A 21,905-nucleotide genomic window follows, 5' to 3' on the forward strand; every position below is an offset into this window, starting at 1 on the left:
ATTGCTGATTTCGCGGATTGATATGGGAGCAAAAGCGTACGCCTTTAGCTGCGCCTTGTATTTTTGGCGGTGCTTGTATGACGACCTATGACTATCCGCTTACCTTGTAGGCCAAGGGCGCCGTACGGAAAAAAAAAGTGGCGTTCGGAACCGACGAAGTTGTTATGCCGCTGAACAATATTTGGTTGTAATTGCTTAACTTGATACGCACTCTTGCGTCCCCATCTTATTGGGGTGCCAATAATGTCCACCCCCGCCGCCGCTTGATCTGAACCTGGGCGGGACGCCGGACCCCGGTCGGCGGTACGATACGGTCTTGCGCATCAATGCAAAGCGCGTGCGCTCGTGTCGCGCCGATGCCCCCTGAATAGAGCCTATGAAAATCACTGATCCCGCTATTGCTTCCCTTGCCACCGCCAAATCACTACTGCTGGACCCTTGGGGCCTGACCGAAGCGGATATGGCTCGCGCATTGGGTGAAATCTTCACCCACAAGGTCGACTACGCCGATCTGTACTTCCAGTACACGCGCAGCGAGGGCTGGAGCCTGGAAGAGGGCATCGTGAAGACCGGCAGCTTCTCGATCAGCCAGGGCGTGGGCGTGCGCGCCGTCAGCGGCGAGAAAACCGCCTTTGCCTACTCTGATTCCCTGTCCGCCGACGCGCTGCTGTCTTCCGCGCATGCCGTGCGCGGCATTGCGCGGCGCGGGGCGGGCAAGGTCAAGGTGGCCGCGCAGGTCGAGGCCGAAATGGGCCGCAGCCTGTATGCCGACATAGATCCCGTTGCCACGCTTAGCGCGCCGGAAAAGGTGGCGCTGCTGGAGCGCATCGAGCGCATGGCGCGGGCGCAAGACCCGCACGTGATTCAGGTGATGGCGGGCTTGGGCGCTGAATACGACGTGGTGCTGGTGGCGGGCAGCGATGGCCGCCTGGCCGCGGATGTGCGCCCGCTGGTGCGCCTGTCGCTGACCGTGATCGCCGAGCGCAACGGCCGCCGCGAAATGGGCCATGCCGGGGGCGGCGGACGCCTGGGGCTGGCGTACTTCACCGACGAAATGCTGCAAGGTTACGTGGAACGCGCCGTGCACGAAGCCATGGTGAACCTGGAAGCGCGTCCCGCGCCCGCTGGCGAAATGACGGTGGTGCTGGGGTCGGGTTGGCCGGGCATTTTGCTGCACGAAGCCGTGGGCCACGGGTTGGAAGGCGACTTCAACCGCAAGGGTTCCAGCGTGTTTTCGGGCCGCATCGGTGAGCGCGTCGCCTCCAAGGGCGTGACGGTGGTGGATGACGGCACCTTGCCGGACCGCCGCGGCTCGCTCAACATCGACGACGAAGGCAACGCCACCCAACGCAACGTGCTGATCGAAGACGGCATCTTGCGCGGCTACATGCAAGACACGCTGAACGCGCGCCTGATGAAGACGGCGGCCACCGGCAACGGCCGCCGTGAATCCTTCGCGCATCTGCCGATGCCGCGCATGACCAACACCTACATGCTGGCCGGCGACAAGCCAGCCGAAGAAATCGTGTCGTCCGTCAAGCGCGGCCTGTACGCCGTCAATTTCGGTGGTGGCCAGGTTGACATCACCAGCGGCAAGTTCGTGTTCTCGGCGTCCGAGGCCTACATGATCGAGGACGGCAAGGTGACCTACCCGGTCAAGGGCGCCACGCTGATCGGTAACGGCCCTGACGCCATGACCCGCGTCACCATGATCGGCAACGACCTGCAACTGGATTCGGGCGTGGGCACCTGCGGCAAGGACGGCCAAAGCGTGCCGGTGGGCGTGGGCATGCCAACCGTGCGCATGGAAGGCCTGACCGTGGGCGGCACTGCCTGATCGCAAAACGGGGCCGCCACATACGATTAAAAACGATGTGACGGCCCAAAAAAATTGTGCTAGAGTCGTTTCCCATGAAATTCGCGTCCCCCGCCTTTTACTTTTATTTTTATAAGTTTCTGAAGCCGCTGGCGGAGGAAGGGACGCGCTCAATCTGAAGTTTGGAAAGAATCCCCCCAAAAAAGCCGCCAGCGAACTGGCGGCTTTTTTTGTGCCGCCGGGATCGGAACAGACCGATCGGATTTGGACCCGTTGGCGGGCAACCCAGGAGCAGTACCGTGTCACACAATACCGACGACCTTCGCATCCGAGAAATCAAGGAACTGAATCCGCCCGCGCATGTGATGCGCGAGTTCGCGTGCACCAAGGAGGCGTCCGATACCGTGTTCGCCGCCCGCCAGAGCATGCACCGCATCCTGCACGGCATGGATGACCGCATGATTGTCGTGATCGGGCCGTGCTCGATTCACGACACCCGTGCCGCAATCGAATATGCGAAGCGTTTGAAGCCGGTGCGTGACCGCTTGAGCGCCGACCTTGAAATCGTGATGCGCGTGTATTTCGAAAAGCCGCGCACCACGGTGGGCTGGAAGGGCCTGATCAACGATCCGGACCTGGACGGCAGCTTCGACATCAACAAGGGCGTGCGCGTGGCCCGCGAACTGCTGCTGGACATCAACAGCCTGGGCTTGCCGGCGGGCTGCGAGTTTCTGGACATGATTACGCCGCAGTACATCGCGGATCTGGTCTCCTGGGGGGCGATCGGGGCGCGCACGACGGAAAGCCAGGTGCACCGCGAACTGGCGTCGGGTCTGTCGTGTCCGGTGGGGTTCAAGAACGGCACGGACGGCAATGTGAAGATCGCGGTTGACGCCATCAAGGCCGCGTCGCAGCCGCACCATTTCCTGTCGGTGACCAAGGGCGGGCATTCCGCCATTGTGTCGACGGCGGGCAACGAAGACTGCCACGTCATCCTGCGCGGCGGCAAGACGCCGAACTACGACGCGGCCAGCGTGGACGCAGCGTGCCACGACGTGTCCAAGGCCGGCCTGGCGCAACGCATCATGGTCGACGCCAGCCACGCCAACAGCAGCAAAGACCCCGAAAACCAGCCCCGCGTGATCGACGACGTGGCGCGCCAGATGGAAGCGGGCGACGCCCGGCTGGTCGGCGTCATGGTGGAAAGCCACCTGTTGGGCGGCCGCCAGGACATGGTGCCCGGCAAGCCCCTGGTCTACGGCCAGAGCATTACCGATGGCTGCATCGATTGGGATGCCTCGGTTGCCGTGCTGGAGCGCCTGGCGCAAGCCGTGCGCGAGCGCCGCCGCGTTGCGCTGACGTCGGGCAAGTAAGCGTGACGCGCCGCGAACCGTCTTCCTGGGGCGGTTTGCGGTGCAGCATGCGCAGCGGCGTAGAATATTCGGGTTGACGAACCCCGCAGATCCCGCGAACCCTCGCAAACCCCTGCGACTCCCCGAGAACACGCTGATCATGAACGCTCCCTTGCACGCTGAAACGTTGCGCCGTCCGGTGCCCGCCGCCTGTCTGGATGCCTTGCGCGCGCGCTTTGGCGACCGCCTGTCCGAGTCCGCCGCCGTCCGTGAACATCACGGCCGCGACGAATCGCCGTACCCCGCCATGCTGCCTGACGCCGTGGTCTTCGCGCACAGCACGGAAGACGTGGCCGCGGTTGCCAAGCTGTGCAATGAGCATCACGTTCCCTTGATTCCCTATGGCGCCGGCTCGTCGCTGGAAGGCCATATCCTGGCGATCCAGGGCGGCATCAGCCTTGATCTGTCCCAGATGAACAAGGTGTTGGCCATCAACGCCGAAGACCTGACCGCCACGGTGCAGGCCGGCGTGCTGCGCAAGCAGCTCAATGAAGAAATTCGCAGCACCGGTTTGTTTTTCCCGATTGATCCGGGCGCCGACGCCAGCCTGGGCGGCATGGCCGCCACGCGCGCGTCGGGCACCAATGCCGTGCGCTACGGCACCATGCGCGAAAACGTCATGTCGCTGACCGTGGTGACGGCCGACGGTCGCATCATCCGCACGGCGGGCCGCGCGCGCAAATCATCCGCTGGCTACGATCTGACGCGCATCTTCGTGGGCAGCGAAGGCACGCTGGGCATCATCACCGAAGTCACCGTGCGCCTGTATCCGCAGCCTGAAGCCGTATCGGCCGCGGTCTGCAACTTCCCCACGCTGGACGACGCCGTGCAAAGCGTCATCGAGATCATCCAGATGGGCGTGCCGATCGCGCGCGTGGAATTCATGGATGCCGCCAGCGTGCGGTCGGTGAACCAGTACAGCAAGCTGACCCTGCGCGAAACGCCGCTGCTGGTGTTCGAATTTCATGGCAGCCCGGCCGGCGTGCAGGAACAAGCCGAAACGGTGCAAGCCATTACCGCCGAACATGGCGGCATGGACTTTGAATGGGCCGAACGCCCCGAAGATCGCAGTCGCCTGTGGACGGCGCGCCACAACGCCTACTTCGCCGGCCTGCAACTGCGGCCCGGCTGCCGCGCCAGCACCACCGACGTCTGCGTGCCGATCTCGCGCTTGGCTGATTGCGTGCGCGATACCGTTGAAGAGTTGGAGCGCGCCAGCTTTCCGTACACCATCGTCGGCCACGTTGGCGACGGCAATTTCCATGTGCTGATGTTGTTGGACGCCGACAATCCGAAGGAATGGGAAGAGTCGGAAACGATCAACCACAACCTGGTGCGCCGCGCGATCGCCGCCGACGGCACTTGCACGGGCGAGCACGGCGTGGGCCTGCACAAAATGCAGTTCATGGCGGAAGAACATGGCGACGATGCGCTTGAACTGATGCGCAGCCTGAAGCATGCGTTTGACCCGAACAACATCTTGAACCCGGGCAAGATCGTGTCCTGGTAAAACGCCCCGCGCATCCTGAAAAGCCGACGCTTCGCCGTCGGCTTTTTTGCGTCTGATGCGCGCGCCATTACTGCTGGTTACGTATCGTGCGCGTCGGTAATCTCATGGATGCGGGTAAATCCCGGCCTGTTTTCATAGTGCGCTCGCGCTATTGTTGCGCTCATGAATTCACTGGTCGAAACCGGCCTGGCACAAGTGCAGGCGCCTTATTCGTTGCAGCAGCTCATCGAGGCGTTGTCGGCCGCGTTGCCCGCGCACTGCGTATTGTTCCGCGAAGAAGATACTCGCCCCTACGAATGTGACGGCCTGTCGTTGTATCGCGCGCTGCCCGCCGTTGTTGCACTGCCTGAAACCGAAGAACACGTGCAAGCCGTCATGCGGATCTGCAAACGCTTGAACGCGCCGGTGGTGGCGCGTGGCGCGGGCACCGGTTTGTCGGGCGGCGCCATGCCGCACAGCCAGGGCGTGTTGCTGGGGCTGTCCAAATTCAACCGCATCAAGCATATCGATCTGGCGAGCGCCACGGCGGTTGTGCAGCCCGGCGTGCGCAACCTGGCCATATCCGAAGCGGCGGCCCCTTACGGCTTGTATTACGCGCCAGACCCATCCAGCCAGATCGCCTGTTCCATCGGCGGCAATGTGGCTGAAAACTCCGGCGGCGTGCACTGCCTGAAGTACGGCCTGACCGTGCACAACGTGCTGCGCGTGCGGGTCGTCACGATTGACGGCGACATCGTAGAACTGGGTTCCGAAGCGCCCGATGCCCCGGGCCTGGACCTGCTGTCGGTCTTCATCGGCTCCGAAGGCATGTTGGGCGTGGTCACCGAAGTGACGGTGAAACTGATTCCCAAGCCTGCTTGCGCGCAGGTCGTCATGGCCAGTTTTTCCAGCGTCGAGGCGGCGGGCAATGCCGTCACGCAGGTGATCGCGGCGGGCATGATTCCCGCCGGCCTGGAAATGATGGACCGCCGCGCCACGCACATGGTGGAACCTTTCGTGCGCGCGGGCTACGACATGGACGCGCAAGCCATTCTGTTGTGCGAGTCTGACGGCACACCCGACGAAGTGGCGCACGAGATTGCGCGGATGGAAGCGGTATTCCGCGATGCGGGCGCCACACGCTGCCAGGTGTCCACATCGGAAGCCGAGCGCCTGAAATTCTGGGCGGGCCGCAAGAACGCGTTTCCGGCGGCAGGCCGGGTGTCGCCCGATTACTACTGCATGGATGGCACGATTCCGCGGCGCCACCTGGCGCGCGTGCTGGGCGCCATCGAGCAGATGGAAGACGAATTCGGCCTGCGCTGCGCCAACGTGTTCCATGCGGGCGACGGCAATCTGCACCCGCTGATTCTGTTTGATTCGAACAAGCCGGACGAGGTGGAGCGTGCCGAGAAATTCGGCGCGGCCATTCTTGAGCTGTGCGTGCAGGTAGGAGGCACCGTGACCGGAGAGCACGGTGTGGGTATGGAGAAAATAAATCAAATGTGCGTGCAATTCTCTCGCGAAGAACTCGACGCGTTCCTGGCGGTCAAGCGGGCGTTCGACCCGCCGTGCCTGCTGAATCCTGAAAAAGTCATTCCCACGCTGGCCCGCTGCGCCGAATACGGCAAGATGCACGTCCATGCGGGTGAGTTGCGGTTCCCCGATCTCGCTCGTTTCTAGGACGTATCCCTATGGATTTTGTCCTGTCGGAATTGTGCGACCAGGTCATGACGGCCCGTGCCGGCCACAAACCGCTGTTTGTGATGGGCGGCGGCAGCAAGGCGTTCTACGGCAACTACCGCCCGGTCACGCCGCAAGACGGCCACTGCCTGTTGGATATGACACCGTATCGCGGCATCGTCAGCTACCACCCGTCCGAGTTGGTGGTGACCGTGCGCGCGGGCACGCCCTTGGCTGAACTGGAAGCGACGCTGGCCGAGAACGGACAGATGCTGGCCTTTGAACCGCCGCACTTCGCCCAAGCCGCGACGGTGGGCGGGTGCGTGGCATCGGGCCTGTCGGGCCCGCGCCGTATGAGCGCTGGCGCGCTGCGTGATTTTGTACTCGGCACGCGGCTGCTGGATTCAGAAGGGCGGATGCTGTCGTTCGGCGGTGAAGTCATGAAGAACGTTGCGGGCTACGATGTGTCGCGCCTGTTGGCCGGATCGCACGGCATCTTCGGCGCCATTCTGGATGTGTCGTTGAAGGTGGTGCCCCGCCCCATGGAAGAGCTGACGCTGGTGCTGCCCGCCACGCAGGCGCAGGCCTTGGCCAGCTTTGCGTTATGGCGTGGCAAGCCCTTGCCGATTTCCGCCACCAGTTGGACGGGCGGTGATGACAACGCCGAAGGCAGCATGCACGTGCGCCTGTCGGGCGCCCCGCCGGCAATCGCCAGCGCACGGCGGGTCGTGGGGGGAGACCCGCTGGCGCCCGATGCGGCCGATGCGTGGTGGCAGTCCCTGCGCGAGCAGACCCATGAATTTTTTCAGCCGGACCGCCCCTTGTGGCGTCTTGCCTTGCCGCCCACCGCCGCCGTGCTGGGTCTGGGCCAGACCCTGATTGAATGGGGCGGCGGGCAGCGTTGGCTGTCCGGCCAGCACGACGCGGCCACGCTGCGCGAGACCGCCGCGCGGATGGGCGGGCACGCCACCTTGTTCCGTCTTGGCAATACCAAGCCGCCGGCTGACGGTGTCTTCCATCCCCTGGCGCCTGGCGTCGCGGCGATTACCCGCCGGCTCAAGCAGGAGCTTGACCCGTCCAGCCTGTTCAACCCTGGCCGCCTGGTTCTGGAGCTATAGCGCGTCATGCAAACCAACCTGGCATCCTGGGCCCGCGACACCGACTTGGGCAACGAGGCCGACGCCATTCTGCGTCGGTGCGTGCATTGTGGTTTCTGCACGGCCACCTGTCCCACGTATCAGGTGCTGGGCGATGAGCTCGACAGCCCGCGCGGTCGCATTTATCTGATCAAGCAGGTGCTGGAGGGCGCGCCGCCCACGCAATCCACGCAACGGCATCTGGACCGCTGCCTGACCTGCCGCAATTGCGAAACCACTTGCCCGTCGGGTGTGGAGTACGGTCACTTGATCGATATCGGCCGCAAGATCGTTGACGAGCGTGTGCCGCGTTCCTGGGCGGACAGGACCAAGCGCAATCTGCTGCGCCGGGCGATGTTGTCGCCGCTGTTCGCGCCCGCGATGCGGGTGGGGCAGGCGATGCGTGGACTGTTGCCCGATGCGCTCAAGCGCAAGGTGCCCGAGCGCCGCGACGCGGGCGTGCTGCCCCAGGTTGCGGGGCACGCGCGGCAAGTGCTGATGCTGGCAGGTTGCGTGCAGCCGGCCATGATGCCCACGATTGACGCCGCCACCATCCGGGTGCTGGACGCCGTGGGTATCGGTGCGCGCATTGCGCCGGGCGCGGGGTGCTGCGGCGCGGTCAGCTTCCATCTGGATGCGCAAGAGGCGGCGCTGGCGCAGATGCGCGGCAACATCGACGCCTGGTGGCCGCTGGTGCAAGACGGCGCGGTCGAAGCCATCGTCATGAATGCGTCCGGTTGCGGCGCGATGGTGAAGGAATACGCGCATCACCTGAAGCATGATCCCGCCTACGCGCAGAAGGCGGCGGATATCGTTGCGCTGGTCAAGGACGTGGCCGAAATCGTGGCGCCGCATGCCGCGCAACTGCGTGCGCGCTTGCCTGATGGCGTGCGCGCCGCCTTTCATCCGCCGTGCACGCTGCAACATTGGCAGGGCTTGCGGCCCTTGTCCGAGCAGCTATTGGTGGACTTGGGCTTTGATTTGCAGCCATTCGCCGACAAGCATCTGTGCTGCGGATCGGCGGGGGCGTACTCGGTGTTGAACCCGGAGATTGCCCTGGAACTGCGCGACCGCAAGCTGAGCGCCATCGCGGCGGGCGGGCCGGATGTGATTCTGTCGGCCAACATCGGCTGCATCGGCCATCTGCAAAGCGGCACCGACACGCCGGTGCGGCATTGGGTGGAAGTGGTGGACGAGCAGCTGCGCCAGGCGGCTGCGGGATAAGGCGAGACCTTGTGGGCGGGACAAGCCTTGCGGGGAAGTGCTGGGCCGCCTGCCACGAACGCCCGGGCTCAGGCGTTCGTGGACGGTGAACAATGCTCGATGCGTGGCAGGCGCTCTATTCGACCGCTTTCACCATGTCTTCCAGCACCTTCTTCGCATCGCCGAACACCATCATCGTGCGGTCCATGTAGAACAACTCGTTATCCAGGCCGGCGTATCCCGAGGCCATGGAGCGCTTGTTCACGATTACGGTGCGTGCCTTGTAGGCCTCAAGAATGGGCATGCCGGCAATGGGCGACTTGGGGTCGTTCTTGGCGGCGGGGTTGACCACGTCGTTGGCCCCCAGCACCAGCACCACGTCGGTCTGCGCGAACTCGCTGTTGATGTCTTCCATTTCGAAGACCTGGTCGTAGGGCACTTCGGCCTCGGCCAGCAGCACGTTCATGTGGCCCGGCATGCGGCCGGCAACGGGGTGGATGGCGTACTTGACCGTCACGCCGCGCTCGGTGAGCTTGGTGGCCAATTCCTTCAGCGCGTGCTGCGCGCGCGCCACGGCCAGGCCGTAGCCCGGCACGATGGTGACGCTTTCGGCGTTGCTCATGAGGAAGGCCGCATCATCCGCGCTGCCCGACTTGACGCTGCGTTGCTGCGCCGCGCCCGCATCCGCCGCGCCGCCCGCCTGCCCACCGAAGCCGCCCAGAATCACATTGAAGAACGAGCGGTTCATCGCCTTGCACATGATGTAGGACAGGATGGCGCCGGACGACCCCACCAGCGAACCGGCGATGATCAGCATCGGGTTGTTGAGCGAAAAGCCGATGCCGGCCGCCGCCCAACCCGAATAGCTGTTCAGCATCGACACCACCACCGGCATGTCCGCGCCGCCGATCGGAATGATGATCAGCACGCCCAGCACGAAGGCGATCAGCGTCATGATGATGAAGGGCGTCCATTCCTGCGTCAGCATGAACCACACGCCGCAGCCCAGCATCACCAACGCCAACGCCAGGTTCAGCATGTGCTGGCCGGAAAAGACGACGGGCGCGCCTTGGAACAGCCGGAACTTGTACTTGCCCGACAGCTTGCCAAACGCGATGACCGAGCCCGAGAACGTGATGGCGCCCACGAACGTGCCGATGAAGAGCTCGAAGCGGTTGCCGGTGGGAATCAGCATGCCGGCCGGCACGATGCCGAACGCATGCGGTTCGGCCACCACCGCCACTGCGATGGCCACCGCCGCCAGGCCGATCATGCTGTGCATGAAGGCGACCAGTTCGGGCATCTTTGTCATCTCGACGCGGCGCGCCATCAAGGTGCCGATGGAGCCGCCCACCAACAGGCCCAGCACGACCCAGCCCAGGCCGATGGTGGCGGTGCCCTCGCGCGCCAGGCCGATGATGAGCGCCGCCGTGGTCAGCACCGCGATCGCCATGCCGGCCATGCCGAAGGCGTTGCCCAGCCGCGACGTGGTCGGGTGCGACAGGCCCTTGAGCGCCTGGATGAAGCAGATCGAAGCAATCAGATAAAGCAGGGTGACCAGATTCAGCGAGATCATTTCGCGTCCTCCTTGCCCGGCTTGCGATCTTTTTTCTTGAACATTTCCAGCATGCGCCGCGTGACGAGAAAGCCGCCGAATACGTTCACCGCCGCAAGCGCCACCGCGAACACGCCCATGCCGCGCGCCAGCCCGCCTTCGGTCAGCGCGGCCGCCAGCATGGCGCCCACGATGATGATGGCCGAGATGGCGTTGGTGACCGCCATCAGCGGCGTGTGCAGGGCGGGCGTGACATTCCAGACGACGTGGTAGCCAACATAGATGGCCAACACGAAGATGATGAGGTTCATCAGGGTGGGGTTGATCGCTTCCATGTTCAAGTCCTCCGCGTCACATTGCCGCCTTCGCATACCAGGCAGGCCGCCACGATTTCATCGTCGCGCTGGATCGCCAGCGCGCCGTCCGCATTGATGATGAGCTTCAGGAAGTCCATGACGTTGCGCGCATAGAGCGCGGACGCGTCGGTGGCGACCAGGCCCGGCAGGTTGGTCAGGCCGATGATCGTCACGCCGTGTTTTTCAACGATCTGGCCTTTTTCGGACAGCGGGCAATTGCCGCCGCGCTCGACAGCCAGGTCGACCAGTACCGAGCCGGGCCGCATGGCGGCAACGGTGTCGGCGGACACCAGGGTCGGGGCGGGGCGGCCGGGGATCAGCGCGGTGGTGATGACGATGTCGGCCTGCTTGCAGCGTTCGGACACGAGCGCCGCCTGACGCGCCATCCAGCCGGGAGGCATGGCGCGCGCGTAGCCGCCCTTGCCTTCGGCAATTTCGCGTTCCTCGTCGGTTTCAAAAGGCACGTCGATGAACTTGGCGCCCAGCGACTCCACCTGTTCGCGCGCGGCGGGGCGTACGTCGGACGCTTCGACCACCGCACCCAGCCGCTTGGCCGTGGCAATAGCCTGCAAGCCGGCCACGCCCGTGCCCAGCACGACGGCCCGCGCGGCCTTCAGTGTGCCGGCGGCGGTCATCATCATGGGAATCAGCCTGCCGTAGTGGTGGGCGGCCAGCAGCACGGCCTTGTAGCCGGCCAGGTTGGCCTGCGAAGACAGCACGTCCAGGCTTTGCGCGCGCGTGATGCGTGGCGCGGCTTCCAGGGCAAAGCCGGTCAACCCCGCGGCGGCCATGTGTTCAATGCCTTCGGCGTCGAATGGGTCGAGCATGCCGATGACGACGGCGCCCGGCTTCATCTGGGGCAATTCGGTGGGGGAGGGGGCGCGAACCTTCAGGACAAGTTCCGCGCCCAGGGCATCCTGGGTGGAACCGAGCGTGGCGCCCGCGGCCTCATAGGCGTCGTCCGGATAGCGGGCGGCGTCGCCTGCCCCACGCTCCACGACAACGGTGTGTTTGCCGCCTACGTACTTCTTGACGGTCTCCGGTGTTGCTGCGACACGGGTTTCCCCGTCTCGGGTCTCTTTTGGTATCCCGATGTGCATCGACGCCTCTCCTCAGAAGGTTCGCCGTAGTTATACACGCTAATGTTGCCCCCACGCGCGCTCATTGCATTCGCGCGCTGCCCCCGAGGGGGCTGGCCCGCCTTGGGGCGGCCCGGCGGCGGGCCGTTGCGCCACGAGGGAGTGTGCCCCCACGCCGCGCTCATTGCATTCGCTTGCTGCCCCCGAGGGGGCTGGCCCGCCTTGGGAGCGGCCCGGCGGCGGGCCGCCGGCCTCCCGCTGGCGCGTTCGTTGCTTGCGCGCGTCTTGGGCGGCAGGGGCGGTTAGTTCTTTTGGTTGAGGGCTTTTATAGGGCGAAAAAAAGCCCCATGGCGAACCATGGGGCTTGGGCTTTGCAGCCCACTTGCTCCGGCCAGTCTTACCACGCCGCTGGCCGGCACTTGCGCGTAAACGTCCGGCGTCAGGCCGTTTGCGCGCGAGTCCAGTTGATCAGCGCGGCGGTCAGGTCGCGCAGATCGGCCTTCAGGCGGCCATAGTTTTCGGTGGGACGCAGCGTGACTTCGTCCATGTACAACTTGCGGTTGATTTCGATCTGCAGGCTGTGGCGGCCTTCTTCGGGGCGGCCAAAGGCGCGCACCAGTTCCACGCCCTTGTAGGGGTCGTTCACGGTCACGTTGTAGCCGCGTTCACGCAGCCAGGCCGCGATGAATTCACGGAAGGCCGGATCGCTGGTGCTACCGTCGCGATCACCCAGCACGAAGTCGGGGTGGACCAGGCCGGGGCGATCGGTGGCGAAGGCGCCGGCCACGCTGGGCATGGAGTGGCAGTTGATGTGCCAGACCTTGCCGAACTTTTTGTGGGCGGCATCCAGCACCTGGCCGAGCGCGGCGTGGTACGGCTTCCAGCAGGCGTTGATGCGGTGGCGCACTTCTTCCACCGTCAGCTTGCGCTTGTACAAGGGCGTGCCGTCATCCAGCATGCGCCAGATCAGGCCCTTGCCCAGCTTCACCTTGGGCGACGCATTGATGGCGTCGGGCCAGGCTTCGTCCAGCAGCAATTCGTCGATCTCGTCGGGTGCGCGGTTGGCGTCGATGTAGGCGCGCGGGAACGCGGCGGCCACCATCGGTACGCCCAGATCAAGCGCATCGCCCCACAGGTCGTCAACCCAGGTGTCCTCGGCAGTGCGCAGCGCGCCAAAGTCCACCGCGGCGGCGAAGTCCGGAGGGTAGGCGGTGCCGCTGTGCGGAGAGTCCAGCACAAGCGGGGCCGAGGAGTCCGAATCCGGATATTGCTGCGGAAGGTCGAGCCGGTAAGACAGGGGTTGGGTAATTCGCATATAGAGGTACTGCGTTCGTGAATCGGAGGCCCCCGCGGCCGAAGACGGCGCGGCGGGGGCCGAAGACCGCTTAGTCGATCTTCACGTTGGCTTCTTTGGCGATGCGCTTGTTCTTGGCGATTTCGGCGGCGATCTGCTTGCTGAAGTCTGCCGGGCTGTTGGCGGCTGGCGCGGCGCCCAGCGCTTCCAGGCGCGACTTGACGTCGGCTTCCGCGCTGACCTTCTGCACGGCGGCGTTCAGCTTGGCCAGGATGGGCTCCGGCAGCTTGGCCGGGGCAACCAGGCCAAACCACGACGAGTCGTTCACGGCCGGCAGGCCGGCTTCGGCGAACGTGGGCACATCAGGCAAGGCAGCCACGCGCTTGGGCGCGGCGACGGCCATGGCGATCAGGCGGCCGGATTGCACATGCGGCAGGGAGGACGGCAGGTTGTCATACATGACGTCGACCTGGCCGGCCAGCGCGTCATTCAGCGCCGGGCCCACGCCACGGTAGGGCACGTGCATCAGGTCGGTGCCCGAGGCCATCTTGAACAGTTCGCCCATCATGTGCGAGACCGAACCATTGCCGGCCGACGCATACGTCAGTTTGCCCGGCTCGCTCTTGGCCAGCGTGATCAGTTCGGCGATGTTCTTGGCCTTCACCTTGGGGTTGATCGTCATGATGTTCGGCACGGCAGCCAGGTTCGAGATGGGCGTGAAGTCCTTCTCGCCATCGAACGGCAGGTTCGGGTAGATGGCCGGGTTGATGCCGTGGGTGCTGACGGTGGCGATGCCCAGGACGTAGCCGTCCGGCGCGCTGCTGGCGACGAAGGCGCTGCCGATCGAGCCGCCGGCGCCGCCGCGGTTTTCGACCACCACGGTCTGGCCCAGTTCCTTGCCCAGCTTGTCCGCGAACAGGCGACCGACGATGTCGGTGGTGCCGCCGGGCGGGAAGGGAACGATCAGGCGGATGGGCTTGCTGGGATACGCGTCTTCAGCGTGCGCGATACCCGAGGTCAGCGGCGTGGCCAGGGTCGCGGCAGCGACACACAGGCCCAGTACTACGTTACGGCGTTGCATGGATTCCCCTAATAAATTGGAAAGCGGATGCGCAAAGGCAGACGCAAACGCAATGATTCTTTCCTGGCGGGGCGGTTTGCGCAAACGAAAGTTTCTCCGTAAGCTATGACTTTTTTTCATGCCTCTTGTTTGCCGACACGGATCGGGCGTTACTTTTGTGTAACTTTTCCGTCGCGCGGCGTCACCTCGAAGGCAGGGGATGGCATCCCCGATCAAGCCCCGTTGGGGCGGGAGCCCCACGCTGTGTGGGGGCATTAAATGCGACGTTTCTGTCCCTCATTAACCGATTTGCAGGCGTTTGAAGTCGCGGCGCGGCACAGCAGCTTCACACGCGCGGCGCAGGAATTGTGTGTCACCCAGGGCGCGGTCAGTAAACAGGTGAAACATCTGGAAGAGTTCGTCGGCGTCGAACTATTCCTGCGCATCAGGCAAGGCCTGGTGTTGACCGAGGCGGGCCGCAGTTATCTGACCAAGGTGCAGGCGGGCCTGGGCCAGATCGAAGCCGCCACCGTTGAACTGATTGCGCACCAGGGGCAGGGCGGCACGCTCAACCTGACCTGTATGCCCACGTTCGGCGCCCGCTGGCTGATTCCGCGCCTGACCGCCTTCATGCGGCTGCGCCCGGACATCCATGTGGAGTTTCTGCCGCACCGCCAGGGCTATGATTTTTCCACGCCAGAGCTGGATGCCGCCGTGCGCTTTGGCGAAGGCCTGTGGCCAGGCAGTGGCGCCGACTACATCGTGGGCCGCGACATCGTGCCGGTGTGCAGCCCCCGCCTGATCCCGGGCGGCTGCCCCTCGCCCGAAGCCTTGCTGGCCTATCCGCTGCTGCACCATACGTCGGCGCTGGAAGGCTGGCGCGATTGGTTCGAGCAGGCCGGCTGCGATAGCCGGCGCAGCCTGGAAGGGGCGCGCTTTGACCAATACGCGCTGCTGTCTCAGGCGGCCGCCGCCGGTTTCGGCGTGGCGCTGATCCCGCGTTGCCTGATTGAAGACGAACTGCGCGACGGCAAGCTGGCCGTGGCCATGAAGCTGCCGATCCGCGCGCGCATGGGCTATTACCTGTGCTATCCCGAGCAGAAAGCCAACCTGCCCACCTTGCAGGCGTTTCGCGCCTGGTTGATGGAAGTCTCCCGGGCGGCCGAGCCGCAGCCCCGGGAAGACGCCGTGTCCGAACTAAAATAGCCGTATCATGAGTCAAATATCCACCAAGAAAGGCCGCGTGGTCGTGGGCATGTCGGGCGGGGTCGATTCTTCGGTCACCGCCTGGTTGCTCAAGCAACAAGGCTATGACGTCGTCGGTCTGTTCATGAAGAACTGGGAAGATGACGACGATTCCGAATACTGCTCAACCCGCCAAGATCTGTTGGACGCCGCCAGCGTTGCCGACCTGGTTGGCGTGGAGTTCGAATTCGTCAACTTTGCCGCCGAATACAAAGACCGCGTTTTCGCGGAATTCCTGCGCGAATATTCGGCCGGCCGCACGCCCAACCCCGACGTGCTGTGCAATGCCGAGATCAAGTTCAAGGCGTTCCTTGACCACGCCATGGCGCTGGGCGCCGAGCACATCGCCACGGGCCACTACGCGCGGGTGCGCGAAGTGCCGGCGGCGGGCGGCGGCACGCAATTCCAGTTGCTCAAGGCGCTGGACGCCTCCAAGGACCAAAGCTATTTCCTGCATCGCCTGAACCAGGCCCAGTTGTCGCGCACGCTGTTCCCGCTGGGCGAGATCCACAAGACCGAAGTGCGGCGCATTGCGCACGAGATCGGTCTGCACAATGCCGCCAAGAAGGATTCCACCGGTATCTGCTTCATTGGCGAGCGTCCGTTTCGCGAATTTCTGAACCGCTACCTGCCTACCGAGCCGGGTCCTATCCTGACGCCGGAAGGCCAGCAGGTGGGGCGCCACGAAGGCCTGTCGTTTTACACCTTGGGTCAGCGCAAGGGCCTGGGCGTGGGCGGCGTGAAGGGGCGCCAGCGCGAAGACGGCACGGCCGAAGCCTGGTATGTGGCGCGCAAGGACCTGGAGCGCAATATCCTGTACGTGGTGCAAGGGCATGATCACCCCTGGCTGCTGTCCAGCCAATTGCAGGCGCAGGACGCCAGTTGGGTGGCGGGCCATCCGCCCGAGATCGCGGGCTATGGCGCCAAGACGCGCTACCGCCAGGCGGATGCGGCCTGCCGTCTGGACAAGGCTGATGGCGACACCTTCGCCCTGGATTTCGCCGAGCCCCAGTGGGCCGTGACGCCTGGCCAGTCGGCCGTGCTTTACGATGGCGACGTTTGCCTGGGCGGCGGCATCATTCTGTAGCGCGCGCCTCGAATCGGCGCGCATGCGATCAAGCAGGGCCCCGTGGGTGCGACGCCCGCGGGGCCTTGTTCATGAACCTAAGAATTCAAAACGAGAGGAGAGGGTTGTGGATGTTTCGATGGTGATTTGCCTGCTGGTGCTGGGCGCGTTGGCCGGCTTCGCGGCGGGGCTGCTGGGAATCGGCGGTGGGATGCTGCTGGTGCCGCTGTTGACAATGTTGTTCTCTTGGCAGGGCATGCCGCCCGAGCTTGTGGTGCACGCAGCCATCGCCACGTCGATGACGTCCATCCTGTTCACGTCGATTTCCAGCGTGCGGGCCCATCAGCAGCGCGGCACGATCAAATGGAACATCGTATGGGCCATGGCGCCGGGCATCATCATTGGCGGCCTGGTGTCGGGCGGCGCGGTGTTCGCCGCCCTTAACACTTTGTGGCTGTCCCTGTTCTTCGCGCTGTTCGTGGGCTATTCAGGCTGGAGCATGCTGCGCAACAAGAAACCCAAGCCGGCTCGCCAGATGCCGGGGGTGGTGGGCACCAGCGCGGCGGGGGCGGGTATCGGTTTCCTGTCGGGGCTGGTGGGCGCGGGCGGCGGATTCCTGTCGGTGCCTTTCATGGTCTGGTGCAACGTGGCCCTGCACAACGCGGTGTCGACGTCGGCTGCGCTGGGCTTTCCCATTGCGCTGGCCAACAGCGTGGGCTATGTGGTGTCGGGCCTGAATGAGGGCGCATCGCGTCCTGGCATGCTGGGCTATATCTATTGGCCGGCCTTGCTGGCGTTGGTGTGCACCAGCGTGCTGACCGCACCGCTGGGCGCACGGATGGCGCACCGCCTGCCGGTGCAGACCTTGAAGCGGGTGTTCGCGTGCCTGTTGTTCGCTTTGGCGGCGTACATGCTGTTCAAGGCTTGGCAGACCTTTGCGGGGCAATAGGGGCGAATAGGGGCTGGTGGTCGGCGGCGGCTTGCTATGCCGCTGCCGCAATGCAAACCGGCCGCGCATGGCGGCCGGTCGTCAAGTGCCCATGCCCGATGGACAGGCAGGCGCGCTTTACGCGGTTTGGGGCAGGGTGTCGATGAACGACTGCCGCTGCGCCAGTTTGTCGTGCAAGCGGGCCAGGTTCAGGTGGTTGGTGCGCCAGTCCAACGCGGCAAAGCGCAGGTCCAGGTAGCCCAGCGCGCAACCGACGGCAATGTCGGCCAGGCTGTAGTTGATGCCCATGCAATGGGCGTTGTCGCCCAGGCTTTTGTTCATGGCGTCCAGGCTGGCGTGGATCTTGCCGTATTGGCGTTCGATCCATTCCGGGCTGCGCTGCGCCTCGGGGCGCTGGTTTTCCTTGACGATGGCCACACAGGCGTCCAGGACGCCATCGGCGATGGCCTCCCAGCATTTGACGGCGGCACGATCGCGCCCCTGCTGCGGAATCAGGCGGGCAACGGGCGACAAGGTGTCCACGTACTCGACGATGACGCGCGAATCAAACAGCGCGCCGCCATCTTCCATGACCAGGCACGGAACCTTGCCCAGCGGGTTGTACGTTTGGATCTGCGTGTCGGCGGACCAGACGTTTTCGAGTTCAAGCCGGTAGTCCAGCTTTTTCTCGGCCATGACGATACGCACTTTGCGTACGTATGGACTGGTTAGCGAGCCGATCAGTTTCATGGAGTCACAAGCGGAGTCGAAAAGCGGCCGAAGTATAGCAGGCCGTATGACGGTCGCGCCGTCCGCGGGCCGGAATCTTCGCCAGTTTGCCACAATGTTGCGCGCCCTCGGATGATAAAATCGCCGGGTTTTCCCATCCGTAGCCATTTCTTCCCCAGACCATGCAAATCGCCGATCAGTTAAGCCAACTTAATGCCCTTTCGCCATTGGATGGCCGTTACGCTTCCCGGAGCGACGCGCTGCGCGGTCTGCTGTCCGAAGCCGGCTTCATGGCGCACCGCGTGGAAGTCGAGGTGGCCTGGCTGGTCGCCCTGTCCGACGCCGGCCTGCCTGAGCTGCCCAGCTTTTCCCCGGCCGCCCGCCAGCGTCTGCAGCAGTTGGTGCAGGATTTCTCGGAATCCGATGCCGGTCGCATCAAGGATATCGAGCGCGTTACCAACCATGATGTGAAGGCTGTCGAATACTGGTTGAAGGAAAAAGTGGCTGATGATGCCGAGCTGGCCCGCGCCGCCGAATTCATCCACTTCGCCTGCACGTCCGAAGACATCAACAACACTTCGCACGCACTGATGCTGTCGCGCGCTCGTGATCAGGTCGTGGTGCCGCGCCTGCGCGAATTGGCTGCCAAGCTGAACGACATGGCGGTAGCCCAGGCTGACCAGCCGATGCTGTCGCGCACGCACGGCCAGCCGGCCAGTCCCACCACGCTGGGCAAGGAATTCGCCAACGTGGCCGCGCGCCTGAACCGCGCCATTGCCGCCGTCGAGGCCGTTGAGCCGCTGGCCAAGCTGAATGGCGCCACCGGCAACTACAACGCCCACCTGTCGGCTTACCCGGAAATCGATTGGCCCGCCTTCAGCCAGCGCGTGCTGGCTGGCCTGGGCCTGACCCAGAACCGCCACACCATCCAGATCGAACCGCATGACTGGATGTCGGCCCTGTTTGACGCCATCACGCGCGCCAACATCATCGTGCTCGACCTGGACCGCGACATCTGGGGCTACGTGGCGCTGGGCTACTTCAAACAGCGCCTGAAGGAAGGCGAGGTCGGTTCGTCGACCATGCCGCACAAGGTCAACCCGATCGACTTCGAAAACTCCGAAGGCAACCTGGGCCTGGCCAACGCCGTGCTGCGCCACCTGGCCGACAAGCTGCCGATCTCCCGCTGGCAGCGTGACCTGACCGACTCCACCGTGCTGCGCAACCTGGGCGTGGGTCTGGGCTATTGCCTGGTAGCGTGGGATGCCTGCATGCGCGGCCTGGGCAAGCTGGAAGTGAACACGGCCGCTATCGATGCCGACATCGACGCTTGCTGGGAAGTGCTAGCAGAACCGGTGCAAACCGTGATGCGCCGCTACGGCCTGCCGCAGCCCTACGAGCAACTCAAGGCCTTGACCCGCGGCAAGGGCATCACCGAAGAAGCCCTGCGCGAGTTCATCCAGGGTCTGGCGCTGCCGGAAGAGCCCAAGGCGCGCCTGTTGGCAATGACACCTCGGTCATACATCGGGCTGGCCGCGAAGCTGGCCCGGGCGGTATAGTCGCCATGCCGCGCGCGTCATGCGCGCGGCATTCTTGTTGCACTTACGGGAGATTGCAATGCAAAAGTTGTCCACGCTTGCCGCGTTGGCCTGTATGACCGTGGCGCCGTTGCTCGCGACGACCGCCTCGGCGCAGTTCGCCAAGCCTGAAGACGCCGTCAAGTACCGCCAGTCGGCACTGACGCTGATGGCCTCGCACTTTGGTCGCATGGCGCCGGTGGTCAAGGGGCAGGCGCCGTACGATGCTGCGCAGATCAAGGCCAACGTCGAGGTCTTGAAGACCTTGTCGGCGCTGCCCTGGGCGGCTTTCGGGCCGGGTACGGAAGGCGGCGACGCGCGCCCCGAAATCTGGAGCGATGCCGCGGGCTTCAAGCAAAAGCAGCAAGCCTTCCAGGACAATATCGTGAAGCTGTCGGCCGCCGCTGATTCCGGCGATCTCGACAAGCTGCGGGCTGCCTTCGGCGACGTGGGCGCCAGCTGCAAGTCCTGTCACGACTCCTACCGCAAGAAGAAGTAAGGTCCTGCCGTCCGCGGGCGGCATTGATACTTGCCACGTAAAAGCCCTTCGATGGTTCGAAGGGCTTTTTTGTTCTTGGCCTGCCGTATCGGTGCGTGGCGGATTACGAAAAAGACATGTCGGCGACGACTTCGATTGACCGTATCCACAACACCAGGCCCGTTACGCAGGCGCCCAGCAGCAGGGCGCGCAACCACACGGCGATGCCGTCCTGCGCGGGCGGGGTGCCGGCGGGCAGGTCCTTGGCGTCGACATCGCCCGTGATGATGGCCCGCACCAGGCGCTTGCGGCGCACCAGGGCGTACCAGGCGACTGCCAGAAGGTGCAGTGCGATCAGGGCGATGATGACCCATTCGTTCAGCTTGTGCCACGAGGTCAGCGCCCCGGAGGTGGCCGCGCTGACATAACCGAACAGCGGTCCTTGCGTCATGATGTCGTCGGTGGTGAACAGGCCGCTGACGGCTTGAAAACCGACGGCCAGCAGCAGCGCCAATACCGACAGTGCGCCCAGCGGATTGTGGCCGGCGGGCGCGGCGGCGCCCTTGAGGTATTTGGCCACCGCGCCCGGGCCGCGCACGAAGGTCGCGAAGCGGGCGTAGCGCGGGCCGACGATGCCCCACAAGAGGCGGAAGATGATCAGCCCCAACGCCGTACAGCCAAAGCGCACGTGCCAGTCCATATACAGGCCGCCCAGCTTGACGCTGACGAACGCGCCGACGATACAGACGACAAGTGCCCAGTGAAAGAGTCGGGTGGGAAGGTCCCAGATGCGTACCGCGAGTCGGTTGTTCTGCATGGTGAGATGGCCAAGGCTGCGTTGCGAGCGACTTTATCACGTCAAAATGAAATCGCCGCGCACCAGGCGCGGCGAGGCTTCAAGCGAAATCGGCGCCAGGCGCCGATGGGCTCAGTACGAAGCGTTGCGCACCGATTCGATGCGATGCACATGTTCGTGGCGGAAACGGATCCGCTGGCCGGGGGCCTTCTGCGAGGTATTGCCGCAAGCCACGACTTCCGTCGTGTAGGTGGTCGTGCCGTTGATCGGCGCGTTGAAAATGACCGTTGCACGGATGGCCGGGCCGTTGGCCGGTTGCAGATGAACGATGTCGCCGATATGGATCGGGGTGTTGTCCAGCGTCGTGTGAGCGGGGCGGCGGATCAGGTCCGAGGTGGTGAAACGAGTATTCATGGTGTGTGTTCTCTTAAGTTCTAGTTATTAGAAAAGCTGCGTGTTGCGCATGCTGCGAAGGGCGGACGTACCAAAAGCGCCTCGCGTCCTCGCGGTTGCCTGTCACCGGGTTTTTCAGACAGGCCAAGCATGACACTAACGCATAAGTGTTGCCGTCAGTTTGCGCATTCTCATGTTTTTTGCGTGCGCGCGTAACGGGGTGGTGCAGCCGATGCCATCAGTCAGTCCAGGACGGTATCGGTTCGGGCTTAAGTGGCGTGCGTGCGGTAGCAGGCGGCCTTCAGGCCCGAGGGGTCGCTCAGAGTGGGTTGGCTCTGGCGGTTTCTGTGCGGCTGCCGTCGTGGTTACGACTTGGGCTGCAACGTGTTTTGTTGCTCGTTTTTAAACTTCATTCCAAACCGGACTGGCGGGATGGTGAAGAGGTGCTTGGCTGTTGCCGTGCTTTCCAGGCGGAGGGCCGACGATTTGCGTTTTCGCGTTATGGGTTTTCGCAAACCGGATCGAAATTCCGGGTAGTTGGCAGGCTGCTGGGGTAGCGCGCTTGTTGTGGCGCGGTGAATCCGGTTCACCAGAATCAAGCCAGCTTTTT

19 protein-coding genes are annotated in these 21,905 nt (G+C 64.2%); 11 read left to right on the forward strand and 8 right to left on the reverse strand.

The window, feature by feature from the left end:
• Positions 1-376 precede the first annotated feature (376 nt).
• The 6 genes from tldD (at position 377) to glcF (ending at position 8,760) form a co-directional block, all read left to right on the forward strand.
• Positions 377-1,837, forward strand: coding sequence for a metalloprotease TldD (gene tldD, locus ELS24_RS08705; RefSeq protein WP_050445979.1), 1,461 nt, complete (start codon positions 377-379; stop codon positions 1,835-1,837).
• A gap of 278 nt (positions 1,838-2,115) precedes the next feature.
• Positions 2,116-3,189: a 3-deoxy-7-phosphoheptulonate synthase AroG gene (aroG, locus tag ELS24_RS08710; protein ID WP_050445978.1), complete on the forward strand. Its 1,074-nt coding sequence runs from the start codon at positions 2,116-2,118 to the stop codon at positions 3,187-3,189.
• Between the two features lie 139 nt (positions 3,190-3,328).
• Entirely contained in the window at positions 3,329-4,738 is a 1,410-nt protein-coding gene (locus ELS24_RS08715) for an FAD-binding oxidoreductase (protein ID WP_050445977.1), read from the forward strand.
• 162 nt (positions 4,739-4,900) lie between these two features.
• Positions 4,901-6,400 carry an FAD-linked oxidase C-terminal domain-containing protein gene (locus ELS24_RS08720; protein ID WP_100857076.1) on the forward strand — a complete coding sequence of 500 codons (1,500 nt, stop codon included), beginning with the start codon at positions 4,901-4,903 and terminating at the stop codon, positions 6,398-6,400.
• An 11-nt stretch (positions 6,401-6,411) separates the two neighbouring features.
• Entirely contained in the window at positions 6,412-7,518 is a 1,107-nt protein-coding gene (gene glcE, locus ELS24_RS08725; RefSeq protein WP_127183858.1) for a glycolate oxidase subunit GlcE, read from the forward strand.
• A gap of 6 nt (positions 7,519-7,524) precedes the next feature.
• On the forward strand, positions 7,525-8,760 hold the full coding sequence (glcF, locus tag ELS24_RS08730) for a glycolate oxidase subunit GlcF (protein WP_127183859.1): 1,236 nt from the start codon (positions 7,525-7,527) through the stop codon (positions 8,758-8,760).
• A 115-nt stretch (positions 8,761-8,875) separates the two neighbouring features.
• On the opposite strand, the gene ELS24_RS08735 is transcribed toward glcF, so the two are convergent.
• The 5 genes from ELS24_RS08735 to ELS24_RS08755 all read right to left on the reverse strand — a co-directional run bounded on the left by ELS24_RS08735 (position 8,876) and on the right by ELS24_RS08755 (position 14,104).
• The gene (locus ELS24_RS08735) at positions 8,876-10,315 is read right to left on the reverse strand and encodes an NAD(P)(+) transhydrogenase (Re/Si-specific) subunit beta (RefSeq protein ID WP_050445973.1); all 1,440 of its coding nucleotides are present in this window, start codon (positions 10,313-10,315) and stop codon (positions 8,876-8,878) included.
• Entirely contained in the window at positions 10,312-10,629 is a 318-nt protein-coding gene (locus ELS24_RS08740; RefSeq protein WP_008164347.1) for an NAD(P) transhydrogenase subunit alpha, read from the reverse strand. Before ELS24_RS08740 ends, ELS24_RS08735 begins: the two co-directional genes overlap by 4 nt.
• 2 nt (positions 10,630-10,631) lie before the next feature.
• Positions 10,632-11,750, reverse strand: coding sequence for a Re/Si-specific NAD(P)(+) transhydrogenase subunit alpha (locus ELS24_RS08745; protein WP_050445972.1), 1,119 nt, complete (start codon positions 11,748-11,750; stop codon positions 10,632-10,634).
• A 418-nt stretch (positions 11,751-12,168) separates the two neighbouring features.
• Positions 12,169-13,044 (reverse strand): N-formylglutamate amidohydrolase, encoded by an 876-nt coding sequence (locus ELS24_RS08750; RefSeq protein ID WP_127183860.1) that lies wholly within the window; start codon positions 13,042-13,044, stop codon positions 12,169-12,171.
• Positions 13,045-13,114: 70 nt separating this feature from the next.
• Positions 13,115-14,104: a Bug family tripartite tricarboxylate transporter substrate binding protein gene (locus ELS24_RS08755; RefSeq protein ID WP_050445970.1), complete on the reverse strand. Its 990-nt coding sequence runs from the start codon at positions 14,102-14,104 to the stop codon at positions 13,115-13,117.
• 258 nt (positions 14,105-14,362) lie between these two features.
• Here ELS24_RS08755 and ELS24_RS08760 point away from each other — a divergent pair, with 258 nt between their 5' ends.
• From ELS24_RS08760 to ELS24_RS08770, 3 genes are all read left to right on the forward strand, one after another.
• Positions 14,363-15,289 carry a LysR substrate-binding domain-containing protein gene (locus tag ELS24_RS08760; RefSeq protein WP_127183861.1) on the forward strand — a complete coding sequence of 309 codons (927 nt, stop codon included), beginning with the start codon at positions 14,363-14,365 and terminating at the stop codon, positions 15,287-15,289.
• Positions 15,290-15,296: 7 nt separating this feature from the next.
• Positions 15,297-16,415 carry a tRNA 2-thiouridine(34) synthase MnmA gene (gene mnmA, locus ELS24_RS08765; protein ID WP_050445966.1) on the forward strand — a complete coding sequence of 373 codons (1,119 nt, stop codon included), beginning with the start codon at positions 15,297-15,299 and terminating at the stop codon, positions 16,413-16,415.
• 106 nt (positions 16,416-16,521) lie between these two features.
• Positions 16,522-17,343 (forward strand): sulfite exporter TauE/SafE family protein, encoded by an 822-nt coding sequence (locus tag ELS24_RS08770; protein WP_050445965.1) that lies wholly within the window; start codon positions 16,522-16,524, stop codon positions 17,341-17,343.
• A 117-nt stretch (positions 17,344-17,460) separates the two neighbouring features.
• Here the strand turns inward: ELS24_RS08770 and ELS24_RS08775 are convergent, their stop codons facing one another.
• A complete protein-coding gene (locus ELS24_RS08775) occupies positions 17,461-18,072 on the reverse strand; it encodes a glutathione S-transferase (protein ID WP_050445964.1) in 612 nt (203 codons plus the stop codon).
• 161 nt (positions 18,073-18,233) lie between these two features.
• Between ELS24_RS08775 and purB the strand changes: the two genes are divergently transcribed.
• Both purB and ELS24_RS08785 read left to right on the forward strand, forming a co-directional pair.
• Positions 18,234-19,610 (forward strand): adenylosuccinate lyase, encoded by a 1,377-nt coding sequence (gene purB / locus ELS24_RS08780; RefSeq protein ID WP_050445963.1) that lies wholly within the window; start codon positions 18,234-18,236, stop codon positions 19,608-19,610.
• A gap of 58 nt (positions 19,611-19,668) precedes the next feature.
• Positions 19,669-20,127, forward strand: coding sequence for a c-type cytochrome (locus tag ELS24_RS08785; RefSeq protein WP_050445962.1), 459 nt, complete (start codon positions 19,669-19,671; stop codon positions 20,125-20,127).
• Between the two features lie 103 nt (positions 20,128-20,230).
• Here the strand turns inward: ELS24_RS08785 and ELS24_RS08790 are convergent, their stop codons facing one another.
• Positions 20,231-20,923: a cytochrome b/b6 domain-containing protein gene (locus ELS24_RS08790; protein WP_050445961.1), complete on the reverse strand. Its 693-nt coding sequence runs from the start codon at positions 20,921-20,923 to the stop codon at positions 20,231-20,233.
• A gap of 111 nt (positions 20,924-21,034) precedes the next feature.
• The gene (locus tag ELS24_RS08795) at positions 21,035-21,316 is read right to left on the reverse strand and encodes a hypothetical protein (RefSeq protein ID WP_050445959.1); all 282 of its coding nucleotides are present in this window, start codon (positions 21,314-21,316) and stop codon (positions 21,035-21,037) included.
• Between the last annotated feature and the right edge of the window lie 589 nt (positions 21,317-21,905).

It is taken from the genome of Achromobacter spanius, assembly GCF_003994415.1.
Taxonomy (GTDB): domain Bacteria; phylum Pseudomonadota; class Gammaproteobacteria; order Burkholderiales; family Burkholderiaceae_B; genus Achromobacter; species Achromobacter spanius_C.